Raw genomic sequence first — 17,613 nt, 5'->3', positions numbered from 1 at the left:
TGTGGGCCGTATGAACTTCGCGAGTATCGATAATAAAATAGAGGCGCTTGAAGAGTGCCTGGTGACAAGTCTGCCTGTTGAAGCCGATGAGAAGCTCCATGTCGGGGTGGATCTCGGTACCGCCTACATCGTTGTGGTGGTTCTCAACAGTTGCAAGCAGCCGGTCGCCTGTGCAATGGAATTTGCCCAGGTAATAAAAGACGGCCTGGTCGTGGATTACTTGGGCGCCACCACAATCACCCGCAAGCTGGTGAAGCAGCTTGAGAAGCAGCTGGGCAGAGAGCTGACCCATGCGGCCATTGCCGTTCCTCCCGGCACAAGCGCCAAAGATAGCAATACCCACCGCTTTGTGGTGGAAGGTGCCGGTCTGGAAGTGACCGCTATTCTCGATGAGCCCACCGCGGCCAACGCGGTGCTCGGTCTGCAGGATGGCGTCATTGTCGATATTGGTGGAGGAACCACCGGGCTTTCGATCTTTGAAGACGGCAAAGTCGTCCATGTCGCCGATGAGGCGACCGGAGGCACCCATGTCTCCCTGGTGCTTGCCGGAAGTTACGGTATCAGCTTTGAAGAGGCTGAGGCGCTGAAAAAGCAGAATAAGCGACATGGTGAGATTTTACCGATCGTGCGGCCGGTGGTGCAGAAGATGGCTTCCATCGTCAAAAGACATCTGGCCGGCAGAAAGGTTTCCGCAATTCACCTGGTTGGTGGTACCTGCTGTCTTGGCGAGATGGAAAAGGTGATGCAAAGCGAGATTGGCATCCCGGTGCATAAACCCGCCAATCCGTTTCTGGTCACACCGCTTGGAATAGCCCTGAACTGTGCAGCATAAGATAATTTCCGGAGAAGCCAGCAGTATGGATATCAACGCAATTGCCCGCATCATTGCCCAGGAAGTGGTGAAACAGCTGCATGAAGAGCAGCCGCCTGAAAGCCGTCGGGTGGCTCACCGTATTCTGGTGCTTGGCCACAGAAACCCGGAGCTGGAGCGTCGCCTGCGGGCGGCCTGTGAACCGGCTACCGATATTCTGTTTTCTGGTGAAACAGAACCGACTCAAAACGTCGATCGCTACGTCGTGCCGCAGTTGTCCTGTAATGATATGGCGGAGCTGGCAACCGGACGCGCCGCAGGCGCTATGGCGGGCGAAGTGCTGAATCTGCTGTTGAACGGCAAAAACGTTGAAGTGCTTGAATTTGAATACAGAACGTACAGTGACAGTGCCGCAGGGCCCCTGTACAGGCTGTATGAATCCTATGTCGAAACCCTGGCCGGATTCGGCTTGACAGCGTTCTCAGTGAAAAAGCCAGATTTTGTCAGGTGCTGGGAAAACCTCGTCACTGAAAAGACCATTGTTGATGCCGAAGGGCAGGGCGCACCGGTGCTGCAGGTACCGGCAGCCGCCAAAGTTACTCCGCTGGCCGGTGAGATCGCCAGAGAGCTGAATATAGAAATTCAACGATGCTTGTAACCTCGAGTGTCCACTAAAAGGAGTTCCGGAAAATGATTGTCTGCAAAGTAGTCGGTAATGTCTGGGCAACCCGTAAGGAAGAAACGCTGAAAGGCCTCAAGCTGATGATTGTGCGCCGCATCGACATCACCACCGAAAAAGAGCTGGAACTTGATAATTTCGTCGCCGTGGACTGTGTGGGCGCGGGTATCGGTGAGCCGGTGCTGGTGGTGACCGGCAGCTCGGCCCGCAAGGCCATAGGCAATGACGATACTCCCGTTGATGCTGCCATAGTCGGCATTATCGACGGCAGCGAAGGCTGAGCTGCTGGAGTCTGACTGTGGATACACTTGGTATTGTCGAAGTACAAGGTATTGCCGGCGGAGTGGCACTGGCTGACAGCATGGTCAAGGAGGCGGATGTAGAGCTTATCCGCGCTGCCACCATCTGTTCCGGCAGATATCTGATTTTTATAGGTGGTGATCGGGAAGCTGTTTCCTCTTCGCTCACGCTGGCCAAAGAGAGCGGCCGCGGGTTGAGCGGCTGCTATTGTATCTCCAACGTGTCGGCAGAAGTTGCCGGGGCATTGCAAAGAGATACCGGTGCTTATCAGGGTGGGGCACTTGGTGTCGTTGAGTGCCGCAATGTCTCGTCAGGAGTGGTGGCCGCAGACAGTGCCGTCAAACAATCCGCCGTCGATTTGCTACGGTTGGTAACCGGTCAGGGAATTAACGGTAAATGCTACTTTGTTCTCGGCGGAGATGTTGCCTCGGTGCGTGAAGCGACTGCAAAGGCGGAAAGTGTTCTGGGTAAATATCTCATAGAGACTGTGGTTATTCCACGCCCCGATGACTCCGTTGTCAGATCTCTCGTTAAAAGAATAGGATAAACCATGAAAAAGATACTGATTGAAAAAGGTGACCTTGAGTCCTACATCTGTCAGGCCAATGGCACCATCTATGTTGATGAGACCATGATTCTGACCCCGGGGGCCAAAGATGCGCTCAGTGAACAAAAGATATCAATTGTTCGCGAGGCCGGTCTCGGAGGAAAATGCGATAAAGATGCCGGTTGCCCTGCCGGAGGCTGTAAGGCTGAAACTGAAAATGCGGACATCGACCCTATGCTTCTGGGTGTGGCTGCGATTTTAAAGAACGATTACGGAGTGAGTGATCCCGAGCAGTTGCGGGAAACCACTTGCCGGATAGTTGAGACACTCAAAAAAACAATTTAAGTCAAATTCGACTGAGGAGTAATGATCATGAATGCACTTGGAATGATTGAGACCAGAGGACTGGTTGGTGCGGTTGAGGCTGCTGATGCGATGGTAAAGGCGGCAAACGTAGAACTGGTTGGCCGCGAGCAGGTTGGCGGTGGCCTCGTAACCGTAATGGTTCGTGGTGATGTCGGCGCAGTTAAGGCGGCAACCGATGCGGGCGCTGCTGCGGCTGATCGTGTGGGCGAGCTGAAGAGCGTGCATGTGATTCCGCGTCCCCATGCGGAGGTTGAAGTTATTTTACCTAAATCCGGCAAGTAAGCAGCTGGGAGTGAGGGTACCAATGAGGTGAAGGGAATTGATGCCTTTCACCTCTGACCTCACATCGTATACCTGACGTTCTCCTGTCGGGACTTTGTTTTATTCTTTACGGTTGATTGGAGTATCTGGTGACACAGTTTTACGGAAAAACCAAAATCTGCTATGGCGACGATGCCATGGATGTGCTTGAGCAACTTGCGGTTACGCAGGCTTTCATCGTTACCGATCAGGTAATGGTCTCCACAGGGTTTGTGGACAGGGTGAAAAGCCATCTGGATCGCAGTGGGGTTGGTTATCATGTTTTTGCCGATGTGGAGCCTGATCCGTCCCTTGAGACCGTGGTAAAGGGCGCGCGGCTCTTGCTGCAGAACAAGTCTGATCTGATCATAGCTCTTGGCGGCGGTTCACCGATCGATGCGGCAAAGGCCATCGCCTATTTCGCCGACAAGGCTGCGGAGGATGCGGGCAAACCACTGTTTGTGGCGATCCCCACCACCAGCGGCACTGGTTCTGAGGTGACTGATATCTCGGTTGTGACCGACAAGATCAACGAGGTCAAAATACCACTCAGTGATGAAGCACTGATTCCCGATATCGCTATTCTTGACGCACGCTTTACCCGTACCGTTCCGCCCCACGTTACCGCGGCGACCGGCATGGATGTGCTGACCCATGCCATTGAGGCGTACACCTCGAGACAGGCCAATGCCTTTACCTCTAACTATGCCCTGAATGCGGTACAGTATGTTTTTGATTATCTGTTGAGAGCATATAGAAACGGCGATGACATGGAGGCCAGAGAGAACATGCTGCTTGGTTCCTGCATGGCCGGAATGGCATTCAATAACAGCGGTCTTGGTATTACGCACAGTATTGCACACAGCCTGGGCGGCATATTCCACGTGCCCCACGGCCTGGCCAACTCTGTTTTGCTTCCCCATGTGGTTCGCTTCAATAGTTTTGATGTGGGCATCCGTTACCAGGAGATCGCGCAAAAGATCGGGCTGCCTGCCTCCACAGTGGAAGAGGGAACCGCGAGCCTTGTTAAGGCAATTCGAGAGATGAACGAGACCATGGGTATTCCGAACCGAATCGGTTCACTCAAGATCGAGGAAAGCGCGTTCATGGCAAACCTCAACACCATCGCCCGTAACGTCCTTGGCGATATCTGCACCGCAGGTAACCCGAGAAGGCCTTCCGAAGGTGATATCGTTGAGTTGCTCAGGCAGGCCTGGTAATTAGAAATATTTAGCGATGGGATAAAAATCTGATGAGTGATGCGATAGTCGCCAAAATTCGCGACATGGGTGTGGTCGGGGCTGGTGGTGCCGGCTTGCCTACCCAGGTCAAAGCCGATGCCCGGGTTGAAACCGTGCTGGTCAACGGTGCTTCGTGTGAGCCGCTGCTGATGAGTGATCCGTATCTCATGGAGAATGAGGCGGATGATGTGCTGCGTGGTCTCCATGCTATGATGGAATGCACAGGGGCCTCCAAAGGCATATTCTGCGTTAAGGGCAAGCATGGTTCGGCCATTGAATCTCTGCGGAAAGCGATCAGCGGTGCCGATTGTACCACTATCGAGATATTTGTACTGGAAGATTTTTACCCGGCAGGCGATGAGCAGGTGCTGGTGCACGAGGTGCTGGGCAAGACCGTACCCGAGCGGGGCATTCCCCTGCAGGTCGGAGTTGTGGTCAGCAATGTCGAGTCGTTGTACAACCTGGCCCGCGCCGTCGATGGTAAGCCGGTAACTCACAGATATATCACTGTCAGTGGTGAGGTCGCACGGCCCATGGTGGTGAAGGCGCCGGTGGGAAGCAGTGTTGTCGATGTGCTCGAATTTGCCGGTGGCGCGACCATTGATCAATTCATGGTTATTGATGGCGGGCCGATGATGGGGCGGGTGATTGGAGATGTACGTCAGCCTGTCACGAAAACCACCAGCGGTTTGATCGTTCTGCCACCGGACCATCCCGTCGTGGCCGGTAAAATCATGGAGCCTGAGAAGATCCGGCGGATCACCAATACCATCTGTTGTCAGTGCACCCGCTGCACCGATATGTGCCCGAGGAAATTGCTTGGTCACTCCCTGCATCCGCATAAGCTGATGCGGGTTCTGGAGTCGCAGGTGCTCGAGTCGCGTCAGGCCCGTGAGGCGCTGCTCTGTTCGGAGTGTGGTGTCTGCGAGAAGTTCGCCTGTCCGATGATGCTCTCGCCACGGGAGGTCAACGCCCAGATTAAGAGAGCGCTCATGGGCGAAGGGGTGACTTGGGAAGGTGACGGCGAGGCGCTTGTTCCCAATCTGTTCAGGGATGTTCGCCGTGTGCCGACCAGCAGACTTATCCAGCGGCTCAAGCTCGGAGAGTATGAGGCCCATGCCAAATATGGCGGAGAAATGGCCACCGGGCAAGTGGCCTTGCCGCTCAGGCAGCATATAGGAGCGCCGGCGAGGCCGGTAGTGGCGGTGGGAGATAGGGTGAGCGAAAATCAGCTCATTGCGGAAATCCCCGAAATGGCGATGGGAGCCAGAGTGCACGCCAGCATAGACGGTGTGGTTGCCTCGATCGATAATGGCATTATTTGCATAGCAAGCTGTGAAGCAGGGAGATAGCAGGTATGGATTTACGGACAATCGGATGTGTTGAGGTCAACAGTGTTGCCTGGGGAATGCATGTGGCCGATGAGATGATCAAGGCGGCCAGTGTGCAACTGGTCATGGCCCGTACCACCTGTCCCGGTCGATACGTCATCGTTGTCGCCGGTGATACCGGGGCGATACAAAGTTCTGTGGAGGCCGGTTGCAAAATCGCCGGCGATATGGCGGTGGACTGGTTTACCATTGCCAGTGTTCACCATGATGTGATCCCGGCTTTGAATGCCAGTACGCTTATCCCCCGCATTAACGCTCTGGGCGTAATAGAAACAATGACCATCTCAGCCTGTATTCTCGCAGCCGATGGCGCGGCCAAGGCGGGCGATGTGGACTTGATTGAAATCAGAATGGCCGCAGGACTTGCCGGCAAGGCATATGTGACTATGACTGGAGATGTGGGATCAGTAAACGCGGCGGTTGAAGCGGGCATTGCGGCTGTCGGTGACTCCGGTCCTCTGCACAGCCACGTAGTAATACCGTCACCAAGCAACGAATTGAAAGCGCATCTGTTATAAGCACTTCACTACATGGACACTGATATGATTGAGAACCAGAGCGGGCAGAAACAGCGCATTATTCAGGAATACGTACCCGGCAAGCAGGTGACCCTGGCGCATGTCATTGCCAGTCCCCAGCAGGGAATATACCTGAAACTCGGCCTCGATAATGAGTCTGCCGGTGCCATCGGCATTATGACCATTATGCCATATGAGGGGGTGATCATCGCCGCAGATGTGGCCACCAAAGCGGCCGCGGTGGAGATAGGTTTTCTCGACAGGTTTGGCGGTTCGTTGCTGCTCGTCGGAGACGTGGCGAGTGTGGAAGCGGCGATTCGGGAAGTTTTGAATTATTTCGAAAATGTTTTGCAGTACTCAACTGTCAAGATGACCCGTTCCTAGGAGTCTGTCCGATAATTGACATTTCGCATAACATCAGGTGGCCTTGAACAATAATGCTTGCAGAGCTGACTTTGGGAAACATGCAACATGTATAAAGAGTTCAGTAAGCCGTAAGAGAGTAATCAGTGCCCTTCAAGATCGTTTTTCAGAGATAGTAAGCAGTTGATGGATACTCAAAATATCACCAGGAAAGTGATGCTGGTCGGTGAGACCCTGGTTGGAAAAAGCTCACTTATCAGAACCCTCTCAGCCGGTGATTACTCACCCCGGCGAGCCATGGCCGTGGAATATCATGGCCGGTTCATCAATACTCCTGGGGAGTTTCTGGAGAACAGGCGGTTTTATAACGCCCTTATCACCACCTCCGCAGACTGTGATGTTTTGCTCCTGGTTCAGGACGCGACCCGCAAAAACAGCCTTTTCCCCCCTCTTTTCGCTTCGATGTTCAATCGGAGAGTGGTCGGTATTATTTCTAAAATCGATGATCCCGCAGCCAATAGAGAACGTGCAATTGCCTTTTTAAGAAATGCAGGAGTGAAGGAATTCTACGCCACCGGCATCATCAGCGGCGACGGTCTGGACGAGCTGCGCAGGGCTCTTGCCTGACCCATTCTGTTTCCATACTGCCAATAGTCCCTCTCATCTTTTTGTTTTCTCTTTAACGAATCCTTCCTGCGCTGCAGGAAAACACCCATATTCAGGAGTTGTATCATGACGATTCAGACAGATTGCGGAAACGACCAGCCTAATCCGGAGTACAAAAACGTGGAGGTGTTCCCTCGTATTGAGCGTTTGAAAGCTCGATATCTGAAGGTGAAGCCTACCATCTCCATAGGCCGGGCGCTGGCTGTAACAGCAGTCGAGAAACTGCATGGCTCCCAGTCTGCCCAGATGCGCAGGGCCATGGGCTTCAGACGAAGTTGCGAAACCGCACCCCTGCTGGTTCAGGACGAGGAACTCATTGTCGGGCACCCGACAGGAAGAGCACGTTCCGGCTCGTTTTCTCCCGACACCGCCTGGAGGTGGCTGCGGGATGAGCTGGATACCATTGGAACCCGCTCCCAGGACCCGTACCTTATCAGTGAAGAGGACAAGGAAATTCTCAAGAGAGAGATTTTTCCGTTCTGGGAAGGCAAGTCACTCGATGAGGCGTGCGAGAAGCTGTTTCGTGAGGAGGGGCTTTGGGAATTTTCCATCGATGCCTGCGTGAGTGATTTGAGCTATCATCACACCAGCGGCGGCGGTGATACCAGCCCCGGCTACGATATCATCCTCCTGACCAAGGGTATTCATGGCATCAGGTCTGAAGCGGTGCACAGGCTGGGGGAACTCGACAGGCAAGCGGGAGAAACCAATGAGAAGGGTGATTACTACCGGGCTGTAATCGAGACCTGTGATGGCATCATCGCTTATTGCGATCGACTCTCCGCCCATGTCATGACGCTTGCCGAAAACGAGCAGGAACCTGCCCGAAAAGCGGAGCTTCTTGAACTGGCACGTATCACCCGCCGGGTGCCGGCCAACCCGCCGCAGACGTTTCACGAAGCACTGCAGGCCCTGTGGACAATTCAGTCACTCTTTTTACTGGAGGAAAACCAGTGTTCAACTTCACTGGGGCGGGTGGATCAATATCTCTATCCATATTTTTATGCGGATAAACTGACTGGCAGGATCGATGATGAAAAGGCTCTCGAGCTACTGGGCTGCTTTATTATCAAATGCTCGGAGATGATCTGGTATACCCCCGAGTCCACTGCAAAATACTTTGCCGGTTATATGCCTTTCATCAATATCACCGTTGGCGGGCAGACCACCAAAGGTCTCGATGCGACCAATGAATTGACCTACCTGTTCATGGAAGCGGTGAAGAAGGTCGGTGTGTATCAGCCATCGCTTGCCTGCCGTATTCATAACGACTCTCCCCAGGAATATCTGGAAAAGATCGTGGATGTCGTCAGGGCAGGGGGAGGAATGCCCGCCTGCCATTTTGATGATGCGCATGTCAAGATGATGCTGCAGAAAGGTTTCGAGCTGGAGGAGGCAAGGGACTATTGCCTCATGGGTTGCGTCGAACCCCAGCGATCCGGTCGTCTCCATCAGTGGACCGTTGGTGGTTTCACCCAATGGCCCATTGCCATCGAGATGGTTTTCAACCGGGGAGTGGTCAAGTCCCACGGCAGCAGACAAGGGCTTGATACCGGCGAACTCTCCCAACTGAACAGCTACCAGGAGTTTGAGGCGGCGGTCAAAAAGCAGCTTGAGCATATCATGGCGCTTACAGCCAGGGGCACGGTCATCAACCAGAAACTGGTTCGTGATGTTGCACCACAACCGTACATGTCTCTTTTCGTTGATGGCTGTATGGAGAGCGCCAAAGATGTCACTGCCGGTGGCGCCGTGCGTTATGCCGGGCCGGGAACCATCTTTGCCGGACTTGGCACCTATGTGGACAGTATGGCGGCTATAAAGCGGCTGGTGTTCGATGAGGGGAAATATAGCCTTCAGGAGATGAAAGAGGCGCTGGATGCGGACTGGAAGGGCTACGAGCAATTGCGCCGCGATTGTCTCAATGCTCCCAAATACGGTAATGATGACGATTACGCGGATCTGATAACAGCGGATATCGTCGATTTTACAGAAACCACCATGAACGGGCATCAGTCCCTTTATGCCTCGATGATTCACGGTACCCTTTCCCAGTCGTTCAATACCCCTCTTGGTGAGCTGGTTGGCGCCACCCCGGACGGGCGTGCAGCCTGGGCACCGCTTTCAGATGGTATGAGTCCGACCCAGGGGGCTGATAAGAAGGGGCCGACCGCCATTATAAAATCAGTCTCCAAGATGGATGTTGAGCAGATGAGTCTTGGCATGGCGCATAATTTCAAAGTGGTGCGCGGCTCACTGGAGAATGCTGAAGGTCGGGCCGGCTTGATAACCCTGCTCAAAACTGCGTCGGTGCTCGGTAATGGCCAGATGCAGTTCAATTACACGGATAATGAGACGCTCAAAAAAGCGCAGCAGAATCCGGACGAGTACCGCGACCTGATGGTGCGGGTTGCGGGATACAGCGCCTTTTTTGTGGAACTTTGTAAGGAGGTTCAGGACGAGATCATCAGTCGTACTTCGCTGGAATAGCACGCAGTGGTGAAGCATGTTGTATAACTGACAGGCAGACAGCTGGTTTCGAGACAATGGGAAGCGGATGTCTGTGTTTCGGTCTCAGCAGTAAGGCTATATATTGCATTTATTAAGGCTGCTGCCTGATTACTATCACCAGCAATCAGGCAACAGCCTTTGTCTTTTTCTATTTCTTTTCCCTGCTCTTCTTCAAGGCATTCGACCCTCGGGTTACGGTGGCGATGCCCACGCCAAGCTCTTCGGCAATCTTGCGTTGCGGGATGCCCTTTTTCAACATTTTTATTATTTGCAACCGGTTAACTATTTCGTCCAACTCGCTTGCAGTTAGCAGTTCGTTGAGGGACTGCTCCATCTCTTCGGGATTCGTCCTGGCCAGCAAATAATTGACTAAACTGGAAATGTTCTTTATTTTTGTATCCATGTACTAGTACGATAGTGCAAATTTGGTTTGGGTAAAGCTATTTTTTGTCGTGTTTGCCCTAAAGCCCTCTGGTACAGAGGCTGAACACACGGCGATAGTGTTGTTATGTAGGAGCCTGTTTGCTGTATGTTTGCCGATCTACTGCAATATACCTTTTCAGGGCTGACAAGTGGCGCAATTTATGCGCTGATAGCTCTGGGTTTCTGTGTGGTCAATAATACCATGAAGATCGTCAATTTCGTACAGGTGGATTTTGTGACCCTGGGTGGAATGTTGATGTTCTCATGTCTCTTTGGTGCCGGATTGCCTATGATTCCCGGAATTTTGCTTGCTGTGGCCGGAGTGGCATTGGTGGCGATGATTGTGGAACGCTTCGGGCTTCGGCCTGCGAGGTCGAACCATCATCTGGTGCTGATCTTTCTCACCGTGGGGCTTTCCATAATATTGCGGGGAATCATCAAGTTGATCTGGGGCACGAACCGGATGGCTCTGCCGCCTTTGACACCTGATGTGCCTATCACTTTTATGGGGGCGAGCCTTTTGCCCCAGGCGCTCTGGGTGATGGTGCTAACCATTGGTGCGATCAGTCTGCTCACCTGGTTTTTCTATCGAACATCGCTCGGATTGTCAATGCGGGCTGTTGCTTCCAACCCCACAGCGGCCGCTGTAGTTGGTATCCCGGCCGGTCGAATCCGTCTGACCAGTTACGCCATTGCCGGTGCTTTGGGTGGTCTGGCGGGTGTACTTGTCACACCGATTACCACCCTCAATTACGATGTCGGGGTACTGCTGGGGTTAAAAGGTTTTGCGGCGGCTATTCTGGGCGGTTTTGGCTCATTTCCCGGGGCAATTGTGGGAGGTCTCTGTCTCGGTCTGCTGGAGTCCCTTTCAGCCGGCTATCTTTCCAGCGCCTATAAGGATGTAGTGGCTTTTGTGGTGTTGCTGCTGGTGCTTTTTGTACGGCCGAAGGGATTGTTTGGAGAGTGACTGTAAGGGGAACTGCAGGTTGGATGTTGGACGTGGGACGGAACTGCAATGGGAACTGCGGGTTGGACGTTGGACGTTGGACGTTGGACGGAACTGCAATGGGAACTGCAGGTTGGATGTTGGACGTTGGACGGAACTGCAACGGGAACTACCGGTTGGACGTGGGAATTGAGAGTTGGGTTATAGAGATAAATACAGCGTTTCAGGCTAGTCGCTGATGATGTGGCGTGTGGCATTAGACAATAGAGGAGAGTATGACAATTGAATTATTGATGGGTAATGATGCCATCGGCCGCGGGCTGATAGAGGCCGGTTGCCAGGTAGCGGCGGCGTACCCCGGAACACCTTCCACTGAGATTTTACAGTCGGTGATCAACAGGCGGGATGAAGCTGTAGATCCACTACATGTGGAGTGGTCGGTAAATGAGAAGATCGCTTTTGAAGTGGCACTGGCAGCAAGCTACACCGGCAAGCGTTCTGCGGCGGTAATGAAACAGGTTGGCCTCAATGTGGCGGCTGACCCCTTTATGCGCACCGCCTATCTCGGTGTGAAAGGCGGCATGCTCACCATTGTGGCTGATGACCCTGGTCCCCACAGTTCGCAGAATGAGCAGGATACCAGGTTATTCTGTCTGCAGGGCAGGGTGCCGGTGCTTGATCCGTCGAGTCCGGCCGAGGCCAAAGCGATGGTTGCACCGGCTTTTACCTTATCTGAAAAATATGAGATGAATGTGGTTCTGAGGCCAACGACGAGGGTCTGCCATTCTCGCCAGAGTGTTGCGCTTACAACTCCTTTGGGCCCTGATCGAAAATCGGAATTTGTACCGGATACCGGCCGGTTTTGTGCCACACCAGCGTTTTTGCCGCGGCTTCATAAAGCACTGAATGCAAAACTGGAGCAGATAGCCAAAGAGCCTGACTGGCAGCCGAAACTGGTAGAGGGGGACGGCACAAATAAAGGTTTGGCCCTGGTAGCTTCCGGTATCGCCTATGCGAACCTGGTCGATCTGCTGGCAGAACTCGAACTGACTGGTACTGTCGATCTGTATCAGGTGTTGATGCCGTACCCGCTGAACCCGGATTTCATCGATACGCTGCAAAACTCGTATACAAAAGTCCTGGTACTGGAAGAGACCTACCCGGTGATTGAGATGCAACTTGCTCACCCGGGGGCTGCAGGCAAACTGAGTGGTGCGGTCCCGAAGGAAGGGGAGTTGACTCCTGATGTCCTGTACACCGCACTGGCAGATTTTCTCGGCTTGGAGAGGCAGCAAAACGAAGCTGTACAGGCACGTGGTCAGCGTCCGTCACTCTGCCCGGGGTGCCCGCATCGAGCCGCGTTTTACTCTATCAAGAAAACCTTCCCCGATGGCATCTTTCCCTCCGATATCGGCTGTTACACCCTCGGCATGAATCTCGAGGCGGTACATACCGTCCATTGCATGGGGGCCTGTATCAGCCAGGGGGCCGGGTTTTATCAGGCGTACAGGCAGGATGGTGGAGCAACACCGACTGTGGTGGTGACCATTGGCGACTCAACCTTCTTCCATGCAGGAATCCCGGCGCTTATCAATGCTGTAGTACAGGATGCGCGCATTATCGTGGTGATTCTCGATAATGCCACCACAGCCATGACCGGTGGTCAGCCGGTACCGCATATGGGGATTGCTGCAGGTGGCAGGAAGACCAAGGCAATTGCCATCATGCCGTTAGTGAAGGCCGCCGGGGTTGAATTCATTGAAAGTTGCGACCCATATCACCAGGCACGTTTCGAAGAACTGCTGCGTAAGGCGGATGAACATACTCGTCATGAAAATGGTGGAGTGGCGGTGCTGATTGCAAAGCATGGCTGCCTGATGGACCCGGCGGTACGAAAAGCGCAGGAGGCTGCACCGGTGCAAATCACCGAAGATTGCCTGGGGTGTGGTCAGTGCGTTGAGATCTTTGAGTGTCCGGCACTTTCCATGGACAAGGAAAATGAGACAGCCCGGGTGGATGGGGATCGCTGTCATGGTTGCGGCACCTGTATCGCAGTTTGCCCGGCCCAGGCCATTGTAGAGGGGGGAATGATATGAAGCAGCAGATAGTGGTAAGCGGAATCGGTGGCCAGGGCGTGCTCTTTCTTACCCGGGTGATTGCCCAGGTTGCCGTGGACCAGGGAATACCTGTATTGACCTCAGAGAGCCACGGTATGGCCCAGCGTGGCGGTACCGTGCTCTCGACCCTGAAGATCGGTAATTTCGCAGCTCCCTTGATCCGCACCGGCCAGGCCGATGTGGCGCTGTTTCTTTGGGATGCCAATTTACCGGTGCATCAGCCGTTGATGAAAGAGGGAGGTGCACTTTTCATAAATTCCAATACTGAAGGGGTTGGCGAGCGTATCGACGCTTCGGCTATAGCCAGGGAAATGGGTAAGGCGGTACTCTCAAACCTGGTGCTGCTGGGCAGGGCAGTCAACAGTAACGCTCTGTTCTGTACGGAGGGGCAGTGTCTTGAGGCTATCGAAAAACTTGCCCCACCAAAGTTTGTAGAGCAGAACCTGCAGGCATTTCAGGCCGGGCTGAGAAACTGAGTATGTCGGCTAGAGAAAAACTATTTTACTCTGTCTATCAGCACCGAACCGGGCTTACTGTCTTGCTGGTATCTGCAGTTTTACTGGTTTACCCGCTTTTTGAGGACAATCCATACACACTGGGTATTTCCAACCTGATCGCCATTAACGTCATCGTGGTGTTGGGGCTCAACCTGTTTATTGGCTATGCGGGCCAGATTTCGCTGGGGCATGCCGCGTTTTTCGGGCTTGGTGCCTACGGATCTGCCATCGCCACCACCACTTTTGGCATATCACCCTGGCCTGCCATGTTGCTGGTGGCAACGGTTGTTGGCCTGATGGCACTGGTGCTGGGTATTCCTATATTGCGGCTCTCAGGTCATTATCTGGCCATGGCCACGCTCGGCTTTAATTTTACGGTGCACGCGGTTTTTCTGGAGTGGGATGAGCTCACCGGCGGGCCCAGCGGTTTCTACGGCATCCCTTATCTTGGTTTTGGTGATTTTCGTTTTGATGATGAGGTGCGGCTTCATTATTTGCTCTGGGGCTGCGCCATACTCTGTCTGCTGCTCTGCCTGAATCTGGTTCGAAGCGGTGTTGGCCGTGGCTTTGCAGCATTGGCGGAGGATGAGACCGCCGCCGCGGCGCTTGGAGTCGATACCCGTAGCGCCAAGGTGAAAGTGTTTGTGCTGTCAGCGGTGATGGCCTCGTTGGCAGGGTCACTCTTTGCCCACTGTTACTCGTATATCAGCCCGGACTCGTTTGGCATTTTCACCTCTACAGACATGGTCATCATGGTGGTTGTCGGCGGTATGGGCTCTATATGGGGGTCTCTCCTGGGAGCCGGGTTGATCACCATCCTTCCGGAGTTCATGGACATATTCGAAACCTATAAGGATTTCGTGCACGGTGCGATTCTGGTGCTGGTGCTGATGTTTCTGCCCCAGGGGCTGGTAAGCGGTATCGCTCATGAGTTCAGGGTGAGAATGACTTTGCGAAAACATGCAAAAGACCAGGCAGCCGGGAAGAAGGTGGAACACAACACTCAATTGAAAAACAGTGATATGTCCCGGAGCATCTATAAGGAGGGGCAGAAAAATGTTGCAGCTTGATAGCCTCTCAAAAAACTTTGGCGGCCTGCCTGCCCTGTCTCAAGTCTCGTTTACAGTTCCTGAGGCAAAATTAACAGCGCTGATCGGTCCCAACGGAGCAGGGAAATCGACCCTGATACATTGCATAACAGGGGTGTTGCCCTCATCCGATGGCTCTATTTTTTTCAAAGACCAGGAGATTACAGGATTATCGGCTCACCAGATCAGTCAACTGGGGATAAGCCGCACCTTCCAGAATCTGAGGCTCTTTCCCAGGCTGGACGTACTGAACAATGTGCTGACGGGTCTGACCAACCAGGGCGGAACCTCAATGCTGATGGCCATGCTGCGACTGCCGTATCTCAGGCATCGTGAGCGACAGTTGAAACTCAAGGCGCTGGAAGCGCTGGATCGCTTCGAGCTCGGCGAAAAGGCGAGCTGGCCTGCTGAGGTGTTGGCCTATGGAGATAAAAAACGGGTGGAATTGGCCCGGGCAATAGTCGGTAAACCCGATTTGTTACTTCTCGATGAACCGGTGGCCGGGCTGAACAGCCAGGAAACGGCCGCAGTGGGTGAACAGCTGAAAATGCTTCGACGCAAAGGTCACACCATCCTGCTGGTGGAGCACGATATGGAACTGGTGATGGATATCGCCGATCAGGTGGTGGTGCTGGACAGCGGTCGCTGCATTGCAATCGGTACCCCTGAAGAGGTGCGGAAAAATCCACTGGTGCTGGAAGCGTACCTGGGGAAAATGGAGGCCACTGCATAATGACGCCGATGCTGAAAATAGAAAATCTCACAGCTCACTATGGTGCCGCCCAGGCACTTTTCGGGGTTGATCTCGATGTTGCAGCGGGCGAGACCGTCTCGCTGGTTGGTGCCAATGGTGCCGGTAAGTCAACGCTGCTTAAATGTCTGCTCGGCCTGGAGAAGCCCACCGGTGGCCGGATACTGCTGGATGGTGAGGATATCACCAAAACCGGCCCTGCCAGGATGGTACGACTCGGTGTCAGCCTTTCTCCGGAAGGTCGCGAGGTCTTTGCCGAGCTTTCAGTGCTCGAGAACCTTCGGCTCGGAGCGGTTCCTCTAAAGCTCTCCCGCAGGGAAGAAGAGCGACGGCTGGCAGGGGTGTTTGATCGGTTTGCCAAGCTTTACGAGCGAAGGGAACAGAGCGCAGGCACACTGTCCGGCGGTGAGCAGCAGATGCTCGCCATGGGCCGGGCGTTGATGGCGAAACCGCGGTTGTTGTTGCTGGATGAGCCAAGCCTGGGATTGGCACCGCTTATCGTCGATGACATTTTCGCCATAATCCGCCAACTCGCACGTGCAGGTACCACCATTCTGCTGGTGGAGCAGAATGCAGCACGGGCACTGTCGTCTTCTGACAAGGCCTACCTGCTGGCCAACGGAAAAGTAGTTGAGCAGGGAGAAAGCGCCGCGCTGCTCAATGATCCCGCTCTGCGTTCCGCATTCTTAGGAGCGGCAAGTGATAAAAAGCCTGCAGCCAGCCGTCTTGGGGCTGCGGGTCTGACTAATATACGTTTGGAGAAACCCGCAATGCATACCAGAAATTTTATGCCTGACTTTGCCGGCAGGGAGGAACTCGAGGCCCATCAGCTGAAAGGGTTGAAGTGGACCGTTTCCCACGCCTACGAGGGTTCGGCCCATTATCGAAAAGCATTTGAAGAGGCCGGGGTGACGCCGGCCGATATTGAAAGCCTTGCCGACCTGCAGAAACTCCCCTTTACCACGGCCGACGATCTTCGTGACGGCTACCCGTTTCCGCTCCGTTCGGTGCCATTCGAGCAGCTGGTACGGGTTCATGCCAGTTCCGGCACCACCGGTAAACGCAAGGTGCTTTGTTATACGCAAAAAGATCTCGATGACTGGATCTACTTTTTTGCACGCTGCTATCAGATGGCGGGCGTGACGCCTCTGGACAGGGTGCAGATTGCTGTTGGTTATGGTGTCTGGACCGCTGGTATGGGTTTTCAGTTGGGGGCGGAAAAAATAGGTGCTTTGGCAGTTCCAATCGGGCCTGGCAATATCGATATGCAGATTCAGTTTCTGCTGGATTTCCAGTCGACTGTATTTTGTTCGACGGCATCCATGGCTCTGCTCATGGCCGAAGAGATCCATAAACGGGGTATTGCCGACAAGATTGCGGTGAATAGGATTATTTACGGTTCAGAGCGCTCCAGCCGCTCCATGCGACAGAAGATCTCTGACCTTTTTGGTGGTGCAGAGCTGTTTGATATTACGGGGTTAACCGAGTTGTATGGGCCTGGTACCGGGATAGAGTGCTCCGATCACGACTGCATTCACTACTGGGGTGACTATTATCTGCTGGAAATTCTTGATCCGCAGACACTGCAACCAGTGGTTGACGGTGAATGGGGTGAGATGGTCATCACCACCCTCTGCAAGGAGGGATCACCTCTCATTCGCTATCGAACCAGAGATATCACCAGAAAGATACCGGGGGCATGTACCTGCGGCTCTGTCTTGCCACGTCATTCACGTATCAGGGGCCGGTCCGACGATACCATCAAGTTTCGAGGTGTGAATATTTACCCCTCCGGCATCGACACTATCCTGTCGGCGGTGCCCGGATTGGGTTCGGAGTACCAGATCCATCTGCGACGGGATGACTCGGGCCGTGATCACATGAATCTGGTGGTAGAGCGGGCTGAAGGGGTAGGGAATATACGTGTTCATGACCTCATTCAGGAAGTGGTCCATCAGGTTAAAAAGCAGTTGCTGGTTTCGGTAAAGGTAGAGGTAACGGAATATGGTGGTTTGCCGCGCTCGGAGCGGAAGAGTCAGCGGGTGTTCGACAATAGAATACAGGATGAAATCGTCTGATAAACACAATTGAGAAAGAG

Annotated in this window: 19 protein-coding genes; 18 read left to right on the top strand and 1 reads right to left on the bottom strand. The window is 53.7% G+C overall.

Annotated elements, in window-relative coordinates; genetic code table 11:
• The first annotated feature begins 10 nt into the window (after positions 1-10).
• The 12 genes from eutJ to cutC all read left to right on the top strand — a co-directional run bounded on the left by eutJ (position 11) and on the right by cutC (position 9,672).
• Complete coding sequence (gene eutJ, locus ACN5NT_RS20080; protein ID WP_419176659.1) at positions 11-832, top strand: ethanolamine utilization protein EutJ; 822 nt, start codon at positions 11-13, stop codon at positions 830-832.
• Positions 833-857: 25 nt separating this feature from the next.
• Positions 858-1,469 (top strand): hypothetical protein, encoded by a 612-nt coding sequence (locus ACN5NT_RS20075; protein WP_419176658.1) that lies wholly within the window; start codon positions 858-860, stop codon positions 1,467-1,469.
• 32 nt (positions 1,470-1,501) lie between these two features.
• The gene (locus tag ACN5NT_RS20070) at positions 1,502-1,771 is read left to right on the top strand and encodes a EutN/CcmL family microcompartment protein (protein ID WP_419176657.1); all 270 of its coding nucleotides are present in this window, start codon (positions 1,502-1,504) and stop codon (positions 1,769-1,771) included.
• A 17-nt stretch (positions 1,772-1,788) separates the two neighbouring features.
• On the top strand, positions 1,789-2,337 hold the full coding sequence (locus ACN5NT_RS20065) for a BMC domain-containing protein (RefSeq protein ID WP_419176656.1): 549 nt from the start codon (positions 1,789-1,791) through the stop codon (positions 2,335-2,337).
• Positions 2,338-2,340: 3 nt separating this feature from the next.
• Positions 2,341-2,682, top strand: a complete 342-nt coding sequence (locus tag ACN5NT_RS20060; RefSeq protein WP_419176655.1) for a hypothetical protein — start codon at positions 2,341-2,343, stop codon at positions 2,680-2,682.
• A gap of 21 nt (positions 2,683-2,703) precedes the next feature.
• Entirely contained in the window at positions 2,704-2,985 is a 282-nt protein-coding gene (gene eutM, locus ACN5NT_RS20055; RefSeq protein ID WP_419176654.1) for an ethanolamine utilization microcompartment protein EutM, read from the top strand.
• 128 nt (positions 2,986-3,113) lie between these two features.
• A complete protein-coding gene (locus tag ACN5NT_RS20050; protein ID WP_419176653.1) occupies positions 3,114-4,223 on the top strand; it encodes a 1-propanol dehydrogenase PduQ in 1,110 nt (369 codons plus the stop codon).
• Positions 4,224-4,255: 32 nt separating this feature from the next.
• Positions 4,256-5,596, top strand: coding sequence for a 4Fe-4S dicluster domain-containing protein (locus ACN5NT_RS20045; protein WP_419176652.1), 1,341 nt, complete (start codon positions 4,256-4,258; stop codon positions 5,594-5,596).
• A gap of 5 nt (positions 5,597-5,601) precedes the next feature.
• Complete coding sequence (locus tag ACN5NT_RS20040; protein ID WP_419176651.1) at positions 5,602-6,153, top strand: BMC domain-containing protein; 552 nt, start codon at positions 5,602-5,604, stop codon at positions 6,151-6,153.
• Between the two features lie 24 nt (positions 6,154-6,177).
• A complete protein-coding gene (locus ACN5NT_RS20035) occupies positions 6,178-6,537 on the top strand; it encodes a BMC domain-containing protein (protein WP_419176650.1) in 360 nt (119 codons plus the stop codon).
• A 165-nt stretch (positions 6,538-6,702) separates the two neighbouring features.
• Entirely contained in the window at positions 6,703-7,143 is a 441-nt protein-coding gene (locus tag ACN5NT_RS20030; RefSeq protein ID WP_419176649.1) for a EutP/PduV family microcompartment system protein, read from the top strand.
• Positions 7,144-7,248: 105 nt separating this feature from the next.
• Positions 7,249-9,672: a choline trimethylamine-lyase gene (gene cutC, locus ACN5NT_RS20025; RefSeq protein WP_419176648.1), complete on the top strand. Its 2,424-nt coding sequence runs from the start codon at positions 7,249-7,251 to the stop codon at positions 9,670-9,672.
• A gap of 169 nt (positions 9,673-9,841) precedes the next feature.
• Here the strand turns inward: cutC and ACN5NT_RS20020 are convergent, their stop codons facing one another.
• The gene (locus ACN5NT_RS20020) at positions 9,842-10,096 is read right to left on the bottom strand and encodes a Trp family transcriptional regulator (protein WP_419176647.1); all 255 of its coding nucleotides are present in this window, start codon (positions 10,094-10,096) and stop codon (positions 9,842-9,844) included.
• A gap of 126 nt (positions 10,097-10,222) precedes the next feature.
• On the opposite strand from ACN5NT_RS20020, the gene ACN5NT_RS20015 reads away from it, so the two are divergent.
• From ACN5NT_RS20015 to ACN5NT_RS19990, 6 genes are all read left to right on the top strand, one after another.
• Complete coding sequence (locus ACN5NT_RS20015; RefSeq protein ID WP_419176646.1) at positions 10,223-11,083, top strand: branched-chain amino acid ABC transporter permease; 861 nt, start codon at positions 10,223-10,225, stop codon at positions 11,081-11,083.
• Between the two features lie 254 nt (positions 11,084-11,337).
• The gene (locus tag ACN5NT_RS20010) at positions 11,338-13,158 is read left to right on the top strand and encodes a thiamine pyrophosphate-dependent enzyme (RefSeq protein ID WP_419176645.1); all 1,821 of its coding nucleotides are present in this window, start codon (positions 11,338-11,340) and stop codon (positions 13,156-13,158) included.
• Positions 13,155-13,655, top strand: coding sequence for a 2-oxoacid:acceptor oxidoreductase family protein (locus ACN5NT_RS20005; RefSeq protein ID WP_136796884.1), 501 nt, complete (start codon positions 13,155-13,157; stop codon positions 13,653-13,655). The genes ACN5NT_RS20010 and ACN5NT_RS20005 overlap by 4 nt, the downstream gene beginning before the upstream one ends.
• A 2-nt stretch (positions 13,656-13,657) precedes the next feature.
• The gene (locus ACN5NT_RS20000; RefSeq protein WP_419176644.1) at positions 13,658-14,746 is read left to right on the top strand and encodes a branched-chain amino acid ABC transporter permease; all 1,089 of its coding nucleotides are present in this window, start codon (positions 13,658-13,660) and stop codon (positions 14,744-14,746) included.
• Positions 14,733-15,497, top strand: a complete 765-nt coding sequence (locus ACN5NT_RS19995) for an ABC transporter ATP-binding protein (protein WP_419176643.1) — start codon at positions 14,733-14,735, stop codon at positions 15,495-15,497. The genes ACN5NT_RS20000 and ACN5NT_RS19995 overlap by 14 nt, the downstream gene beginning before the upstream one ends.
• Positions 15,497-17,593, top strand: a complete 2,097-nt coding sequence (locus ACN5NT_RS19990; protein ID WP_419176642.1) for an ATP-binding cassette domain-containing protein — start codon at positions 15,497-15,499, stop codon at positions 17,591-17,593. The genes ACN5NT_RS19995 and ACN5NT_RS19990 overlap by 1 nt, the downstream gene beginning before the upstream one ends.
• Positions 17,594-17,613: the final 20 nt, after the last annotated feature.

The sequence above is a fragment of the Desulfosediminicola sp. genome, assembly GCF_048381775.1.
Taxonomy (GTDB): domain Bacteria; phylum Desulfobacterota; class Desulfobulbia; order Desulfobulbales; family Desulfocapsaceae; genus Desulfopila; species Desulfopila ganghwensis.
This window is presented reverse-complemented; position numbering and strand designations above follow the sequence as displayed.